Here is a 14,190-nt window from a genome sequence, read left to right on the forward strand (position 1 = left end):
GCTGACGCGCGCGCCGCTGCGGGCGTTCCGGTCCGGCCCGGCTTCCACCCGTCCTGGTGACGGCGAGCCGGTCCTTGCAGCTTCCCCCCGCGCGGACCCGCGCACCCGGCGACGAGTGCGGAATCACCCCCGGCGGCACCGCGGTTCAGCGCACCATACGGCCAGCGGCGCCGATCCGTCAGCCCGCTGACGCGGCATTCACTCGAAGGGCTGGAATCGCCCCGCCGCTTGCAACCTTCGGCGCCGCGGCCGAACAGCCGGGCGAACGACCAGGGGCGCTGCGCCCGGTGGGATGACCGGACACAGCGCCCCTGGTGGGCACGGCGGGTGGCGCTACTCGCCGGCCTCGCGGGCCTCGCCTGCCGCGCGCAGCGCGATGTCGGTGCGGTGCTGGGAGCCGTCCAGCCGGATCTCGGCCACGCCCGCGTAGGCGCGCTCGCGGGCCTGGACCAGGTCGGCGCCGACCGCGGTGACCGAGAGCACCCGGCCACCGGCGCTGAGCACCCGGCCCTCCTCGTCCGCCCGGGTGCCCGCGTGCAGCACCCAGACCGTGCCGTCGGCCGCCTCGGCCTTCTCCAGGCCCTCGATCGGGTCGCCGGAGCGCGGCGCGGCGGGGTAGCCCTCGGCCGCCACCACCACGGTCACGGCGGCGTCCTCGGACCAGCGCAGCGGCTCCAGGTCGGCCAGCGTGCCGTTGGCGGCGGCCAGCAGCACGCCCGCCAGCGGGGTGCGCAGCCGGGCCAGCACCACCTGGGTCTCCGGGTCGCCGAAGCGCGCGTTGAACTCGATCACCCGGGTGCCGCGGGAGGTGAGCGCCAGACCCGCGTAGAGCAGGCCGGAGAACGGGGTGCCGCGGCGGCGCAGCTCGTCCACGGTCGGCTGGAGCACGCTCTGGAGCACCTCGGCCACCAGGCCCGCGGGGGCCCAGGGCAGCGGCGAATAGGCGCCCATGCCGCCGGTGTTGGGGCCGGCGTCGCCGTCCAGCGCGCGCTTGAAGTCCTGCGCGGGCTGCAGCGGGAGCACGGTGGTGCCGTCGGTGATCGCGAAGAGCGAGACCTCCGGGCCGTCCAGGTACTCCTCGATCACTACCCGGTCGCAGGCCGCGGCGTGGGCCAGCGCGGCGGTGCGGTCGGCGGTGACCACCACGCCCTTGCCGGCTGCCAGGCCGTCGTCCTTGACCACGTACGGGGCGCCGAAGGCGTCCAGCGCCTCGGCGGCCTCCTCGGGCGTGGTGCAGAGGTAGGAGCGGGCGGTGGGCACCGCGGCGCCGGCCATCACGTCCTTGGCGAAGGCCTTGGAGCCCTCCAGCAGGGCGGCCGCGCCGGAGGGGCCGAAGACCGGGATGCCGGCCGCCCGCAACGGATCGGCGACACCCGCCACCAGCGGTGCCTCCGGGCCGACCACCACCAGGTCGGCGGCCAGCCGCCGGGCCAGCGCGGTGACCTGGGCGCCGTCCAGCTGGTCGACCGGGTGGACCGTCGCCACCTGCGCGATCCCGGCGTTGCCCGGGGCGCAGTGCAGCTCGGTGACGGCGGGATCTTGGGACAAGGAGCGGCACAGGGCGTGTTCGCGGGCGCCGCCGCCGATGACGAGGACCTTCACGCTTGGCAAGGGTAGTCGGTGGCCTGTTCGCGCCGGTCCACCGGGCCGGCCGAATCTCCGACCGCCGGTCGCCGAGCAGCGCTTTCAGCTGTGGACTTCGCCAGGCGTGCCACCGGGCGGGCACCGGGCGTGCCGCCGGGCAGGGTGCCGGGAAGGGTGCCGGGTCAGGTTCGCAGCACGCGCCGCACTCGCTCGGAAGAGTGAAATCACGCCGACTTCCGCAACCCCGCCACCACGGGTTACGGACGCCTTTTCGGGTAACGATCTTGGGGGAGGCGCCACACGGTCAGCCATTTGGCGGTAAGAAGTGCTGTTGGATACCCAGCAGTGCCCGCAGCAGTCCGCAGTCGCAGTCCGCGCAGCAGTCAGGCCTGGCCGAGAGGTCTGGCCCGTCAAGGGAGCCCCACAGGTGAGCCAGCCCGAAATGCAGCCCGAGGAGAGCCCCTGGGGCAAGGACGTCGGCGAGGAGGACCAGCCCGGCACGGTGGTCGGCCCGGGGCGGGACCGCGCCGTCACCCGTCGCCGTGCCGACCTGAGTGCCCGCCAGTTCCCGCTCGGCGACTGGGGCGAGCCGGCCGAGCGGCTGGAGGAGCTCTACCGCTGGTCCGAGGAGCGCGCGGTCGAGGCGATCGACTGGTACCGCCGGGACCGGCTCTGGAAGCGCCGCTGGGCGCGGCTGCTGCGGGCCGGCGCGGCCGGCGGCGGGGTGTCGGGGGTGACCCTGCCGCTGGTCCAGCTGACCGGCCGGCTGCCGCACGGCAGCGCCTGGGGTTACGTCGCCCTCGCGCTGGCCGCCGGCTGCCTGGCCACCGACCGGGCCTTCGGGCTCAGCTCCGGCTGGATGCGCGACGTCTCCACCGCCCAGGCGCTGCAGCGGCGACTGGAGGCGTTCCAGTTCGACTGGGCCTCGGAGTGCGTGCGCGAGGTGCTCGGCCCCACCGAGGGGACGGCGGGCGAGGCGGCCGAGCGCTGCCTGGGCGTGCTGCGGCGCTTCTGCGAGGACGTCTCGGAGCTGGTCCGCGGCGAGACCTCGGAGTGGATGCTGGAGTTCCGGGCCCGGATGACCCAGCTGCCCACCCAGGCCCCGGGCAGCTGGGGGGGCCGTCCGGAGGGCGGCACACCGGCGCAGGTCCGGGTGCTGCCGCCGCCCGGCACCCGCCCGACCATGCCGCGCCAGCGGCCGCCGGAGGGGCCGCTGCGGTAGGTGGCGGTAGGTGGCAGCGGGGTGTCGGGCTTTGCGAAGCTTGCAAAGCCCGCCTGCCAGACCGCTCCCGGCTTTGCGAGCTTCGCAAAGCCCCGCACCGCTCAGGCGAAGACCACCATCGAACCCTGCGTCAGGCTCCGCGTCGCCGCCGCGTACAAGCCGGCCCAGGCGTGCCGCTCCCTGGCGTAGGGGTGCACGTCGTCCAGCGGCGGGGCGAACGGCTGCTCCAGGCCGGTGGGCCCGAGCGGACGGGTCGGCCCCGGCGGGTCCAGCGGGTCGATGCCCAGCGCGGGCGCGATCGCCTGCAGCTCGCGCAGCAGCCCGTAGGACGAGCCGAGCGGTCCGCCGGAGGCCAGCAGCTCCTGGTCCACCAGCGGGACCTGGAACTCGATCGGCACGTAAGCGCCGGCGTGGTCGAAGTGCCAGACCAGGTGGGACTGCTCGGCCGTGGCCTCGAACATCTCCAGCAGCTGCTCGTAGTCGCCGCCGAGCGCGTCCACCGGGGTCAGCTGGAAACCGGTCAGCTGCAGCAGGTAGGCCCGCCGCAGGAAGTGCAGCGAGTCGTAGTCGAAGGCCGCTATCGGCTCCACCCCGCCGGTGATGCCGGGGGCGAACTCGTACACCGGCATCCCCGGCAGCCCGCGCGCGGTCAGCGCCGCGTTGTAGATCGCGAGGTCGTCGCGGAACGGGTTCTCGGGGTTGCGGCTCAGCACGTCCACCAGCGGTACGAGCCAGAGGTCACAGGCCACGGGCCGCTCTTCCTCTCACTGGCTTCGGTCGTCCGAACCACCCTACCGGCCCAGTGCCGGTGGCGGGGCGGGGAGCGGGGCGGGCGACCCGGCCGCGGCCGGCTCCCCGCTCGGCTCGGCCAGCAGCAGCGGCAGCACCGTGACGCTCTCCAGCGGCTCCCCCGCCAGCTCGGCCAGCAGCCGCACCGTGAAGAGGTTGTACTGGTTGACCGTCCGGTGCGCGCCGGCCAGGTCGCGCGAGGCGATCTGCTCGACCAGCTCGCCCTGGCGGTCCCAGCAGACCCCGGCCAGCTGCTCGCGGGCCCGCAGGTAGCGGGCGGCGAACATCCAGGACTGCACCCGCAGCCAGTCCAGGTAGTCGGCGATCCGCCGGTTCTCCAGGAACCCGGAGAGCTCGTTCCAGAACCTCCGGTCGCAGCCGACCATCACGTCCAGCTGCCCGGCCCGCGCGGCCCGGGCGGCCGCCTCGGCCCGGCGGCGCAGCGAACTCAGCCGCGTCCAGTCGTAGCCGCTGGGCCGCACCGCCAACCGGCGGAAGGCGCTGTCGGTGAGCATCACCCTGGCCTCGAAGATCTCCAGGAAGTCGCTCCAGCCGAGCTCTGGCACGGTGAACCCGCGATGGTGCTCGGCCCGCAGCAGCCCCTGCGCCGCGAGGTCGACCAGCGCCTCGCGCGCCGGGGTCGCGGAGACGCCGTACAGCTCGGCGATCTCCTTGACGGTGAAGTTGCCGCCGGCCGCCAGCCGACCCGCCATCAGCTCCTCGCGCAGCGCCCCGGCGATCTGCTCGCGCAGGCTGTTGCGCTGGATCGGCAGCCGTCCCAGACCGCTGGCACTCACCGCACAACCTCCCTCGACCCGCCATCGGACCCACCCCGGGTCGCCACCGAGGGGTCATCCTCTCAAAAGCCACGCAAAACGCACACAACCCGGGTCCGGGCCGAGGAGGCCGCAGGCCCGGGGCCGCGGCTCCGGCCCACCGGCACGGCCGCAGGCGGCGAGCGGCGGAGCGGGGCGGCGGGGCGGCGGGGCGGCGGGGCGGGGCTCAGGACGGCGTGACTGCGGGAGGTCAGCGCTGCACCGGTGCCGGGATCCCGAGCAGCCGGTCCCGCAGCACCGGGAACTCCGAGCGCGCCTTGGCCACCTCCGCCACGTCGAACTCGACGCTCAGCACCTCCTCGCCCGGCCCCGCCTCGGCCAGCACCGTGCCCCAGGGGTCCACGACCAGGCTGTGCCCGGCCTGCTCGACCCCGCCGTGGGTGCCGGCCGTGTTGCAGGCGAGCACGAAGGCCTGCTCCTCCACCGCCCGGGCCCTGGACAGCAGGGTCCAGTGCTCGCGCCGCCGCTCGGGCCAGGCCGCCGGGACCACCAGCAGCTGCGCGCCCGCGTCCAGCAGCGCCCGGAAGAGCTCGGGGAAGCGCAGGTCGTAGCAGGTGGCCAGGCCCAGGGTGCCGAAGTCGGTGGCGGCCGTGACGATCTCCTGCCCGGCGCCCATCGCGACCGCCTCGCCGCTGTCGAAGCCGAAGCGGTGGATCTTGCGGTAGGTGTGCACCAGCTCGCCGCTCGGCGAGAAGAGCAGCGAGGTGTTGTAGACCGGGCCGTCCGGATCGCGCTCCACGATCGAGCCGGCGTGCAGCCAGACCCCGGCCGCGGCGGCCGCCGCTGACATCACGTCAGCCGTCGGCCCGTCCAGCGGCTCCGCGCCGTCCGACCAGGCGTCATAGGCGAAGCCGCCGAGCGGCCAGAGTTCCGGCAGGACCACCAGGTCGGCCCCCTGCTGCGCCCGGACCAGGGCGGCCGCCCTGGCCCGCCGCTCGGCCACCGGTTCGGCATCGGACACGGAGAGTTGGATCAATGAGGCGCGCACACTACCACCGTCCACGACAAGAGTCCTACGATCGTCACCCGAAAGCGCTGCCTGCTCTCTGCGGGCAGCGTAACGTGCGGTTTGCCCCTGGAACCGACGGATGGGCCGGAGAAGAAGAGCTGTGACCGAGAATCAGGCCGTACAGGCCTACACGGACGCCTGGACGCACTCCATCGAGTCCATAGCGGAGTTGGTGGCCTCGCTGCCCGGCGACTCCTGGAACCGGCCCACCGAGTGCCCGGGCTGGTCGGTGCGCGACATCGTCTCGCACGTGATCGCCGTAGAGTCCGAGCTGCTCGGCGACCCCCGCCCGATCCACTCGCTCCCCAGCGACCTGCGGCACATCAAGGACGAGGTCTCCCGCTACCTCGAACTCCCGGTGGACAAGCGCCGCTGCCACACCGCGCCCGAGATGACCTCGGAGCTGGAGTACGTGATCATCCGCCGGGCGCGTGCCCTGCGCACCGCCACCACCGCCGCCGAGGACACGGTGCGCTTCCCGGCCGGCCCGTACTCCTTCGACCTGCCCTACCAGCGACTGCTCCAGATCCGGGTGCTCGACGTCTGGGTGCACGAGCAGGACCTGCGCCGCGCGCTGCGGCTTCCCGGCAACCTGGACTCCCCCGGCGCCCAGGTCACCCGCGACCTGCTGCTGCGGGGCCTGCCGAAGATCGTCGCCAAGGAGGCCGGCGCCCCCGCCGGTGCGGTGGTGGTCTTCGACGTCACCGGCCCGCTCGAATTCCTGCGCACCATCCGGGTCGACGAGAACGGCCACGGCTCGATCGACGCCCAGATCAGCCTGGGCCCCGACGTCCAGTTCACCCTCGACTGGGAGACCTGGCTCCGCCTCGCCTGCGGCCGCGTGCGCCCCGGCGCCCTCCCGGCCGGCGCCCTGCGGATCGACGGCGACGAGGAGTTGGCGCAGCGGGTGCTGGCGAACTTCGTCCAGACCCACTGACCCGCACCTGGCCGGTTGCCGGGTAGTACGACCGGCGTACTCGTCACACCGCACGCGGGGTGGCGCACCCCTCGCACACCCACGCGGCGCGCGCCACCCCGTACGGCGGAGGTTCGGGGTCGTTGCGCATGGCACATCCCTTCGTCGAGCGAAAGCGGGATCTGCCGTGAGTGATACGAGTGCGGGCACGGGCACGGGCATGGTGCTGATGCGGACCAGCTTCCCGGTGACGGGGCAGCCGATCCGGGTGGTGATGATCGACGGGGAGCCGTGGTTCGCCACGGCGGATCTCTGCGCCGTCCTTCACCGTGGCAGCCCGACCTGGGCCAGCCGCATGGTCGGGCGAGAGGACACTCGCACCATCGACATGCGCTCGGTATGCCTGAGTTCAACTCAGGCATACGACCGAACGCCAGGTCAGAATGCCTCCGTGCGTGGAAATCCCTACCTCAACGTGATCAACGAGGCCGGCCTCTACACCTTGATCCTCAGGTCCAGGAAGCCCAACGCCGCCCCCTTCCAGGAGTGGGTCACCCGCGAGCTGCTCCCCTCCGTCCGGCGCGGCGACACCGACGTCCCGAGGCAGCGGCAGCGGATGGCGGAGACCCTGGCCGAGGCGATCGGACAGCAGGTGCGGATCGTCGCCGAGATCGAGCGGGACGACCTCCCCGGCGTCCGGGTGCACTCGGACGGGACGCTGCACTGCGCGCACGGCGAGATGACGGGCCGTCTGCCGGCTCCGGAGGAGGACAGCGGTCCGCCGTTCGGGCCGTACTTCGAGTGCCCGGAGCCGGACCGGGTCGGGATCCGGGGCAGCCGTCTCGTCACCCCGGGTTGCGGCAAGGTGCGGCTGGTCGAACTGGCCAGGTGGATGAGCGCTGCGCCCCGGGCCGACCCCGCGGGGCCGGAGCCGGACGCCTCGACCGACCTCATGACGGTCCGGATCGACCGCGCGGAGATCCAGGGGAGCCCGGGTCAGGTCGCCGAGCTGATCAGGCTGCTGGCGGCCTGACCGAACCCCTCAGGGTTGTCCACAGCCATGCCTCCAGCCCTCACTTCCCATGAGGGTTGGAGGCATGGCCCCAGCTCACCCGCCCTACACCGCCCGTACCTTGGCCCGCAGCCGCAGGATCATCACCGTCCCCAGCACCATCGGCACGAACAGCCAGCAGAACGCCCCCCGGTAGGCCGCCGCCGAGTAGGTGTCGCCGCTGCCCGGGGAGAGCAGGTCCAGCAGCACGCCGATGCCCAGCAGGGTCAGCATGGTCGCGATGAAGCCGCCCATGTTGGCGATGCCCGAAGCGGTGCCGAGGCGGTGGACGGGGTTGTGCGAGCGGGCGAAGTCGAGGCCGACCAGCGAGGCGGAGCCGTTGCTGCCCATCACCACGAGCAGCACGATGATCAGCCAGAGCGGCGGGTGGCCACCGGGCCAGGCCAGCACCACGGCCCAGCAGGCGCCGGTGGCGGCGATCACGGTCAGCACGATGGGCATCCGCACCGCGGGGCCCCGGGAGAGCAGGCGGCCGAAGAGCAGGCCGAAGAACATGTTGGCGAAGACCAGCAGGGTGAGCAGGCCGCCCGCCTGACCCCGGCTCCTGCCCTGGCCCTCGACCAGGTAGGGCAGGCCCCAGAGCAGGGCGAAGGCGTTGGCGGGGAACTGGGTGGTGAAGTGCACCCAGAGGCCGAGCCGGGTACCGGGCTCCCGCCAGGAGTCTCGGATCTGCTCGCGGATCGGCGGCCGCGCGGTGGCGGCGGCACCGGCGGCACCGGCGGCACCGGCGGCACTGGCGACAGCGGCACCGGCACCAGCACCAGCGACAGCGGCGCCGGCGATCGGCGAGGGCGCCGCGGCACCGGGCGGCGCCTCCCGCAGCAGCAGCGCGATCAGGGCGAAGACCAGCACGCCCAGCAGCGCCAGCGCGGTGAAGCTCGCGGTCCAGCCCTCGCTGTGCAGCGCCTGGGCGAGCACCACGGTGGTCACCAGGTTGCCGCCCATCCCGGCCAGCCCGGTGAGCTGGGCGACCAGCGGGTTCTTCGCCGCCGGGAACCAGCGCGCGACGATCCGCAGCACGCTGATGAAGGTCATCGCGTCGCCGCAGCCGATCACCGCCCGGGCGGCCAGCGCGGGAGGGAAGGCGGTGCTGAAGGCGAAGGCCAGCTGGCCGGCGGTGAGCAGCACCGCACCCAGCAGCAGCACCCGGCGCGGGCCGAAGCGGTCGACCAGCAGCCCGACCGGGACCTGCATCGCCGCGTAGACCAGCACCTGGACGATCGAGAAGGTGGCCAGCGCCGCGGCGCCGACCCCGAAGCGCTGGGCCGCGTCCAGCCCGGCCACCCCGAGGCTGGTGCGGTGGATCACCGCGAGCACGTAGCCGCTGACCCCGATGCTCCAGGCGAACCAGGCGGCCCGTCCGCCGGGCCCCTGGAGCACGGCGGTGGCATCGGCGATCCGCGGGCCGGGGACGGTGCGGCCGGCAGCGGCGGGACCAGGGGCGGCAGAGGAGCGGGTGACGCTGGCTGGGTCCACGGTCATAGTGCACCCAGATTAGTCATCCCATCATTCGATGCTCCCGGTCAGGAGCCCGTGATCCCGCTCACCCCGTCACCACCCAGCTCACGGCACGCGTCATGTGCTGGTCCCGGTACGCCTCGTCACGCACCCAGTCCGTGGTGTCCCGCACCGTCGCGGTCACCGTCACCCGCTGACCGGGTGCCAGCGCCAGCGTCGCCGGGTCGAACCAGGTGCGGTCGGCCGAGCCCGGCTGCACGGGCCTGCCGTCCACCTTCCAGTCCACCTGGAGCTGGCGGCTCCCGGTCAGGTGGAGCGGACGCACCGTCAGCCGGGGTTGGCCGACCACCCGGCCCGCCGCGGGCTCGACGCCGTCCACCGGGGAGAGCCGACGGTAGAGCTGCTCGATGATCGCCTCCCGGGAGGGGAGGTTGTAGCTGCCGCCCAGGGTGCGCATCACCGAGTCGGTGGTGGGGCGGTAGATGCCGTTGGCGCTGCGGTAGGCGCCCACCTGGCCGCCGCCGTCCGGCGAGTCGCTGCCCAGCCAGCGCCACCACTTGAGGTGGTCGCGGCGCATCGCGTCGGCGCCCTGGGTGGAGAGGTTGGGGTAGTCGGCGTCCTTGGGGGCGCTGTCGTACTCGTCGCCCAGGTCGCCCACGGTGTGGCCGATCTCGTGCTGGATGATCCGGCCCGCGTCGGGGCTGCCGCCGGCGAGCGTGGTCACCCCGGTGCCGCCGGCCCCGCCGTACTCGGTCGAGTTGGCCAGCGCGATCAGGTACTGCGGCCCCTCGCCCGGCCCCGCGTACTGGGCGGTGGCGGCCTCGTCGGCGCAGAGCAGGCGCGCCGTGCCCTCGCACCAGAAGTGCATGCCCAGCGGGGTGCCGGGCCGCTTGCCCCTGCCCTGCGTCTCGGCGATCCCGGCGGTCGGGGAGACCACTTCGACCCGCCGTATGTTGAAGAAGTCCTGATAGGTGCGGAACGGCTCGATCTCCATCAGCGCCCGCCAGGCCTGGTCGGCCTGCTGGCGGAAGAGCTCCTGCTGGCTCGCGGCGTAGCCGTCGCCGAGCAGCACCAGGGTGATCCGGTTGGCCGGATCACCGGTGCGGCGTATGTCGACGGTCGGGGCGGTGCCGGTGCGCAGCCGGGCGGGTTGGACCGCGCTCCCGCCCCTGGGCGGGGCGGCCCGGTCGGTGAGTGAGTTCGCGGCGGGGCCGATCACGGCGAACGGCGCCGGACCGGTCAGCTCCAGGGCGGCGGGCAGCACGGCCGCCGCGAGCAGGGCGAGTGCGGCCAGACTCCGGATGAGACGGCCAGGGTTGCCAGGCGTCATACGGACGGTCCTCGGTGCTCCGGTCACCCGGCGGGCGCGCGGGTGGGGGTCGCACAGACGTACCCGTTCCGTGGCGGCCGACCGACATTCGGTAGCACATCTCACCCGGCAGGCCGATGCGCCACGCCGGGCGGCTCACCCCCGCTTGCGCGCCGTCAGGACCAGCTGGGTGCCCACGCCGAGGAGCAGTCCCCAGAAGGCGGCGCCGATCCCCCAGAGGGTCATCCCCGAGGTGGTGGCCAGGAAGGTCACCGCCGCCGCCTCGCGGCCCCGCTCGTCGGCCAGCGCCGCGGCCAGGCTGCCCTGGAACGCGCCGATCAGCGCCACTCCGCCGACCACCGCCACCAGCGCGGCGGGCAGCCCGGCGAAGAGGCTGACCAGCACCCCGCCGAAGCAGCCCACCACCAGGTAGAGCACGCCGATCGACATGCCCGCCAGGTAGCGGCGGCGCGGCTGCGGGTGGCTCTCGGGGCCGGCGCAGATCGCGGCGGTGATGGCGGCGATGTTGATCCCGGGGCTGCCGAACGGCGCCAGCAGCACCGAGGCCGCGCCGGTCGCCCCGACCAGCAGCCGGTCCTCGGGCCGGTAGCCGAAGGTCCGCAGCACCCCGAGTCCCGCCGCGTTCTGCGAGGCGAGCGCCACCAGGGTGAGCGGCAGCGCGAGGCCGATCAGCGCGGCGCCGTCGAAGGCCGGCGCGGTCAGCACCGGACGGGTCAGCCCGCCGTGCCCCAAGTGCAGCGACAGGCCCACGGTGAGCGCCGCCGCCACCGCGCCGACCAGCAGCGCGGCCGGGACGGCGTAGCGGGGCCGCAGCCGCTTGGCCACCAGGTAGGCGGCCAGCGCGCTGATCACCACGGCCGGCCCGCTGTGCAGCGAGCTGAAGATCCCGGTGCCGAACTCGAACAGGATGCCCGCCAGCATCGCGTTCACCACGCCGGTCGGGACCGCCCGGACCAGCCGCCCGAAGAGCCCGGTCACCCCGAGCAGCGTCACCACCACCCCGCTGACCAGGTAGGCGCCGATGGCCTCCGGATAGGTGTACGCGCCCAGGCTGCTGACCAGCAGGGCCGCGCCGGGCGTGGACCAGGCGGTGACCACCGGCAGCCGGGAGTACCAGCTGAGCAGCAGCGAGGTCACCCCGCTGCCGATCGATACCGCCCAGATCCACGAGGCGGTGTGCGCCTGGTCCAGGTGCCCGGCCCGGGCCGCGGCGAGGACCACCACCAGCGGACCCGAGTAGCAGACCACCACCGCGATCAGGCCGGCCAGCAGGGCGGAGAAGGAGACGTCGCGACGGAGCGAGTACCCGCCGGGGTCCGGCTCGGCCTGCGGGTCGGCAGGGGGAGCCTCGGCAGGGGCGTCGGCAAGGGCGTCGATGGTGCGGGGATCAGCCACCTGAGCAGTATTCAGCAGCCGGTCCGGCACGTCCGAAGATTTTTTCGCACCGGGCACCCCGGGCGGCGGCCCGGGAACGCACGGGCCCCGCACCTCGAAGAGCGAGGTGCGGGGCCCGTGGCGTGCCTGCCAGGCCCTCAGGCCCAGGTGATCAGCCGCTTCGGCCGCTCCAGGATCGCGGCGACGTCGGCCAGCACCTTGGAGCCCAGCTCGCCGTCGACCATCCGGTGGTCGAAGGAGAGCGCCAGGGTGGTGACCTGGCGGGGCACCACCCGGCCCTTGTGGACCCACGGCAGCTCCCGCACCGCGCCGAAGGCCAGGATGGCGGCCTCGCCGGGGTTGAGGATCGGGGTGCCGGTGTCGACGCCGAAGACGCCGACGTTGGTGATGGTCACGCTGCCGCCGGACATGTCGCCCGGAGAGGTCTTGCCCTGGCGGGCGGTGTCGATCAGCGACCCCAGCTCGGTGGCCAGACCGGCCAGGGTGAGCGCGCCGGCGTTCTTGATGTTCGGCACGATCAGGCCGCGCGGGGTGGCGGCCGCGATGCCCAGGTTGACCTGGCCGCGCAGCACGATCTCCTGGGCGGCCTCGTCCCAGCTGGCGTTGATCCCGGGGTGCCGCTTGATCGCGGTGAGCAGCGCCTTGGCGACCAGCAGCAGCGGGCTGACCCGCACCCCCTGGCCCAGCTCGCCGCTCTCCTTCAGGGTGCGCACCAGCTTCATCGTGCGGGTGACGTCGACCTGGACGAACTCGGTGACGTGCGGCGCGGTGAAGGCGGAAGCGACCATCGCCTGGGCGGTGGCCTTGCGCACGCCCTTGACCGGGATCCGCACGTCGCCGCCGGTGACGGCGACCGGAACGGCCTCGGCCACCGGGACGGCCGCCTGCGCGGCGAGCGGGGCCGGCGCCTGGGGGGCGGCGGCGGGCGCGGCGGCGGCGTGCACGTCCTCGCGGGTGACGATCCCGTCGGGACCGGTCGGCACCACGGTGCGCAGGTCGATGCCCAGGTCCTTGGCGAGCTTGCGGACCGGGGGCTTGGCCAGCGGCCGCTCGGTGCCGACCGGCTGGGCCGCCACCACCGGCACGGGCACCGGCGCGGGCGCGGCGGCCACCGGGGCGGGAGCGACCGGGGCGGGAGCGACCGGCGCGGCGGCCACCGGGGCGGCGGCCGTGGTGCGCCGGGCCCGGCGCTGGGTCCCGCCGGTGCGCGGGCCGTAGCCGACCAGCACCTCGCGCCGCTCGGGCTCGGCCGGCTCGGCCGGCTCGGCCGGCTCGGCCGGCTCGGCCGGCTCCGCCACGGGGGCGGCCGCCGGTGCGGCCTCGGCCGGAGCCGGTGCCCCGCCCGCCACGGCGATCACGATGATCGCGGTGCCGACGTCGACCGTCGACCCCTCGGGGAAGTGCAGCGCCTCGACCGTCCCGTTGAACGGGATCGGCAGCTCGACGGCCGCCTTCGCGGTCTCCACCTCGCAGACGACCTGGCCGTCGGTGACGGTGTCGCCCGGCTGGACGTACCACTTGAGAATCTCGGCCTCGGTCAGGCCTTCGCCCACATCGGGCATCTTGAACTCACGGAGAGCGGTGGTCATCGGTTCACTCCCCTCAGAACGCCAGCGCGCGGTCGACGGCGTCCAGCACCCGGTCCAGGTCGGGCAGGAACTGCTCCTCGACCCGGGACGGCGGATACGGCGCGTGGTAGCCGCCGACCCGCAGGACCGGCGCCTCCAGGTGGTAGAAGCACCGCTCGGTGAGCCGGGCGGCCAGCTCGGCGCCCATGCCCATGAAGACCGGAGCCTCGTGCACCACCACGGCCCGACCGGTGCGGCGCACCGAGGCCTCCAGGGCGGCGAAGTCGACCGGCGAGAGCGAGCGCAGGTCGACCACCTCAAGGTGGCGGCCGTCCTGCTCGGCGGCCTGGGCGGCCTCCAGGCAGACCTTGACCATCGGACCGTAGGCCAGCAGCGTCAGGTCGGTGCCGGGGCGCACCACCTTGGCCGCGTGCAGGTCCAGCTCGGGGGCGGCGGTGATCTCGGCCTTGTCCCAGTAGCGGGCCTTGGGCTCCAGGAAGATCACCGGGTCGTCGGACTCGACCGACTGGCGCAGCATCCAGTAGGCGTCGTTGGGGTTCGACGGGGTGACCACCCGCAGGCCGGCGGTGTGCGCGAAGTAGGCCTCGTGCGACTCGCTGTGGTGCTCGACGGCGCCGATGCCGCCCGCGTAGGGGATGCGGACGGTGACGGGCAGCTTGATGTGCCCGAGCGCGCGGGCGTGCATCTTGGCGAGCTGGGTGACGATCTGGTCGAAGGCCGGGTAGACGAACCCGTCGAACTGGATCTCCACCACCGGGCGGTAACCGCGCAGCGCCAGGCCGATCGCGGTGCCGACGATGCCGGACTCGGCCAGCGGGGTGTCGATCACCCGGTCCTCGCCGAAGTCCTTCTGCAGGCCGTCGGTGACCCGGAAGACACCGCCGAGCTTGCCGACGTCCTCCCCCATCACCAGGGTCTTCGGGTCGGTCTCCAGGCAGGAGCGAAGGCCCTCGTTGATGGCCTTCGACATGGTGAGCTTGGACATGTTCG

Annotated in this window: 12 protein-coding genes; 3 read left to right on the plus strand and 9 right to left on the minus strand. The window is 73.9% G+C overall.

Features of this window, described 5'->3' with window-relative positions:
* Positions 1-333 precede the first annotated feature (333 nt).
* Complete coding sequence (gene purD / locus OG455_RS19100) at positions 334-1,602, minus strand: phosphoribosylamine--glycine ligase (protein WP_266295333.1); 1,269 nt, start codon at positions 1,600-1,602, stop codon at positions 334-336.
* Between the two features lie 409 nt (positions 1,603-2,011).
* On the opposite strand from purD, the gene OG455_RS19105 reads away from it, so the two are divergent.
* Positions 2,012-2,806, plus strand: a complete 795-nt coding sequence (locus tag OG455_RS19105) for an SLATT domain-containing protein (RefSeq protein WP_266295335.1) — start codon at positions 2,012-2,014, stop codon at positions 2,804-2,806.
* A gap of 101 nt (positions 2,807-2,907) precedes the next feature.
* On the opposite strand, the gene OG455_RS19110 is transcribed toward OG455_RS19105, so the two are convergent.
* The 3 genes from OG455_RS19110 to OG455_RS19120 all read right to left on the minus strand — a co-directional run bounded on the left by OG455_RS19110 (position 2,908) and on the right by OG455_RS19120 (position 5,419).
* Positions 2,908-3,555, minus strand: a complete 648-nt coding sequence (locus OG455_RS19110; RefSeq protein ID WP_266295337.1) for a hypothetical protein — start codon at positions 3,553-3,555, stop codon at positions 2,908-2,910.
* Between the two features lie 42 nt (positions 3,556-3,597).
* A complete protein-coding gene (locus OG455_RS19115; RefSeq protein ID WP_266295339.1) occupies positions 3,598-4,392 on the minus strand; it encodes a GntR family transcriptional regulator in 795 nt (264 codons plus the stop codon).
* A gap of 229 nt (positions 4,393-4,621) precedes the next feature.
* Positions 4,622-5,419: a carbon-nitrogen family hydrolase gene (locus OG455_RS19120; RefSeq protein WP_266295341.1), complete on the minus strand. Its 798-nt coding sequence runs from the start codon at positions 5,417-5,419 to the stop codon at positions 4,622-4,624.
* A gap of 121 nt (positions 5,420-5,540) precedes the next feature.
* Between OG455_RS19120 and OG455_RS19125 the strand changes: the two genes are divergently transcribed.
* Complete coding sequence (locus OG455_RS19125) at positions 5,541-6,377, plus strand: maleylpyruvate isomerase family mycothiol-dependent enzyme (protein WP_266295343.1); 837 nt, start codon at positions 5,541-5,543, stop codon at positions 6,375-6,377.
* Between the two features lie 253 nt (positions 6,378-6,630).
* Positions 6,631-7,389 carry a Bro-N domain-containing protein gene (locus OG455_RS19130; protein ID WP_266300865.1) on the plus strand — a complete coding sequence of 253 codons (759 nt, stop codon included), beginning with the start codon at positions 6,631-6,633 and terminating at the stop codon, positions 7,387-7,389.
* 84 nt (positions 7,390-7,473) lie between these two features.
* Here OG455_RS19130 and OG455_RS19135 read toward each other — a convergent pair whose 3' ends face one another.
* The 5 genes from OG455_RS19135 to OG455_RS19155 all read right to left on the minus strand — a co-directional run bounded on the left by OG455_RS19135 (position 7,474) and on the right by OG455_RS19155 (position 14,185).
* Positions 7,474-8,808, minus strand: coding sequence for a nitrate/nitrite transporter (locus OG455_RS19135; protein ID WP_266300866.1), 1,335 nt, complete (start codon positions 8,806-8,808; stop codon positions 7,474-7,476).
* A gap of 163 nt (positions 8,809-8,971) precedes the next feature.
* A complete protein-coding gene (locus tag OG455_RS19140; RefSeq protein WP_266295345.1) occupies positions 8,972-10,216 on the minus strand; it encodes a M64 family metallopeptidase in 1,245 nt (414 codons plus the stop codon).
* 135 nt (positions 10,217-10,351) lie between these two features.
* Positions 10,352-11,611 carry a benzoate/H(+) symporter BenE family transporter gene (locus tag OG455_RS19145; RefSeq protein WP_266295347.1) on the minus strand — a complete coding sequence of 420 codons (1,260 nt, stop codon included), beginning with the start codon at positions 11,609-11,611 and terminating at the stop codon, positions 10,352-10,354.
* Between the two features lie 137 nt (positions 11,612-11,748).
* Positions 11,749-13,200 (minus strand): dihydrolipoamide acetyltransferase family protein, encoded by a 1,452-nt coding sequence (locus tag OG455_RS19150; RefSeq protein WP_266295349.1) that lies wholly within the window; start codon positions 13,198-13,200, stop codon positions 11,749-11,751.
* Between the two features lie 13 nt (positions 13,201-13,213).
* On the minus strand, positions 13,214-14,185 hold the full coding sequence (locus OG455_RS19155; protein ID WP_266295351.1) for an alpha-ketoacid dehydrogenase subunit beta: 972 nt from the start codon (positions 14,183-14,185) through the stop codon (positions 13,214-13,216).
* Positions 14,186-14,190: the final 5 nt, after the last annotated feature.

This window comes from Kitasatospora sp. NBC_01287 (assembly GCF_026340565.1).
GTDB lineage: Bacteria > Actinomycetota > Actinomycetes > Streptomycetales > Streptomycetaceae > Kitasatospora.

Excerpts from the sequence above, each read along its gene's own strand:
- OG455_RS19130 (WP_266300865.1), top strand. The coding sequence starts at position 6,631 with ATGATCGACGGGGAGCCGTGGTTCGCCACGGCGGATCTCTGCGCCGTC.
- OG455_RS19140 (WP_266295345.1), bottom strand. The coding sequence starts at position 10,216 with ATGACGCCTGGCAACCCTGGCCGTCTCATCCGGAGTCTGGCCGCACTC.
- OG455_RS19150 (WP_266295349.1), bottom strand. The coding sequence starts at position 13,200 with ATGACCACCGCTCTCCGTGAGTTCAAGATGCCCGATGTGGGCGAAGGC.
- OG455_RS19155 (WP_266295351.1), bottom strand. The coding sequence starts at position 14,185 with ATGTCCAAGCTCACCATGTCGAAGGCCATCAACGAGGGCCTTCGCTCC.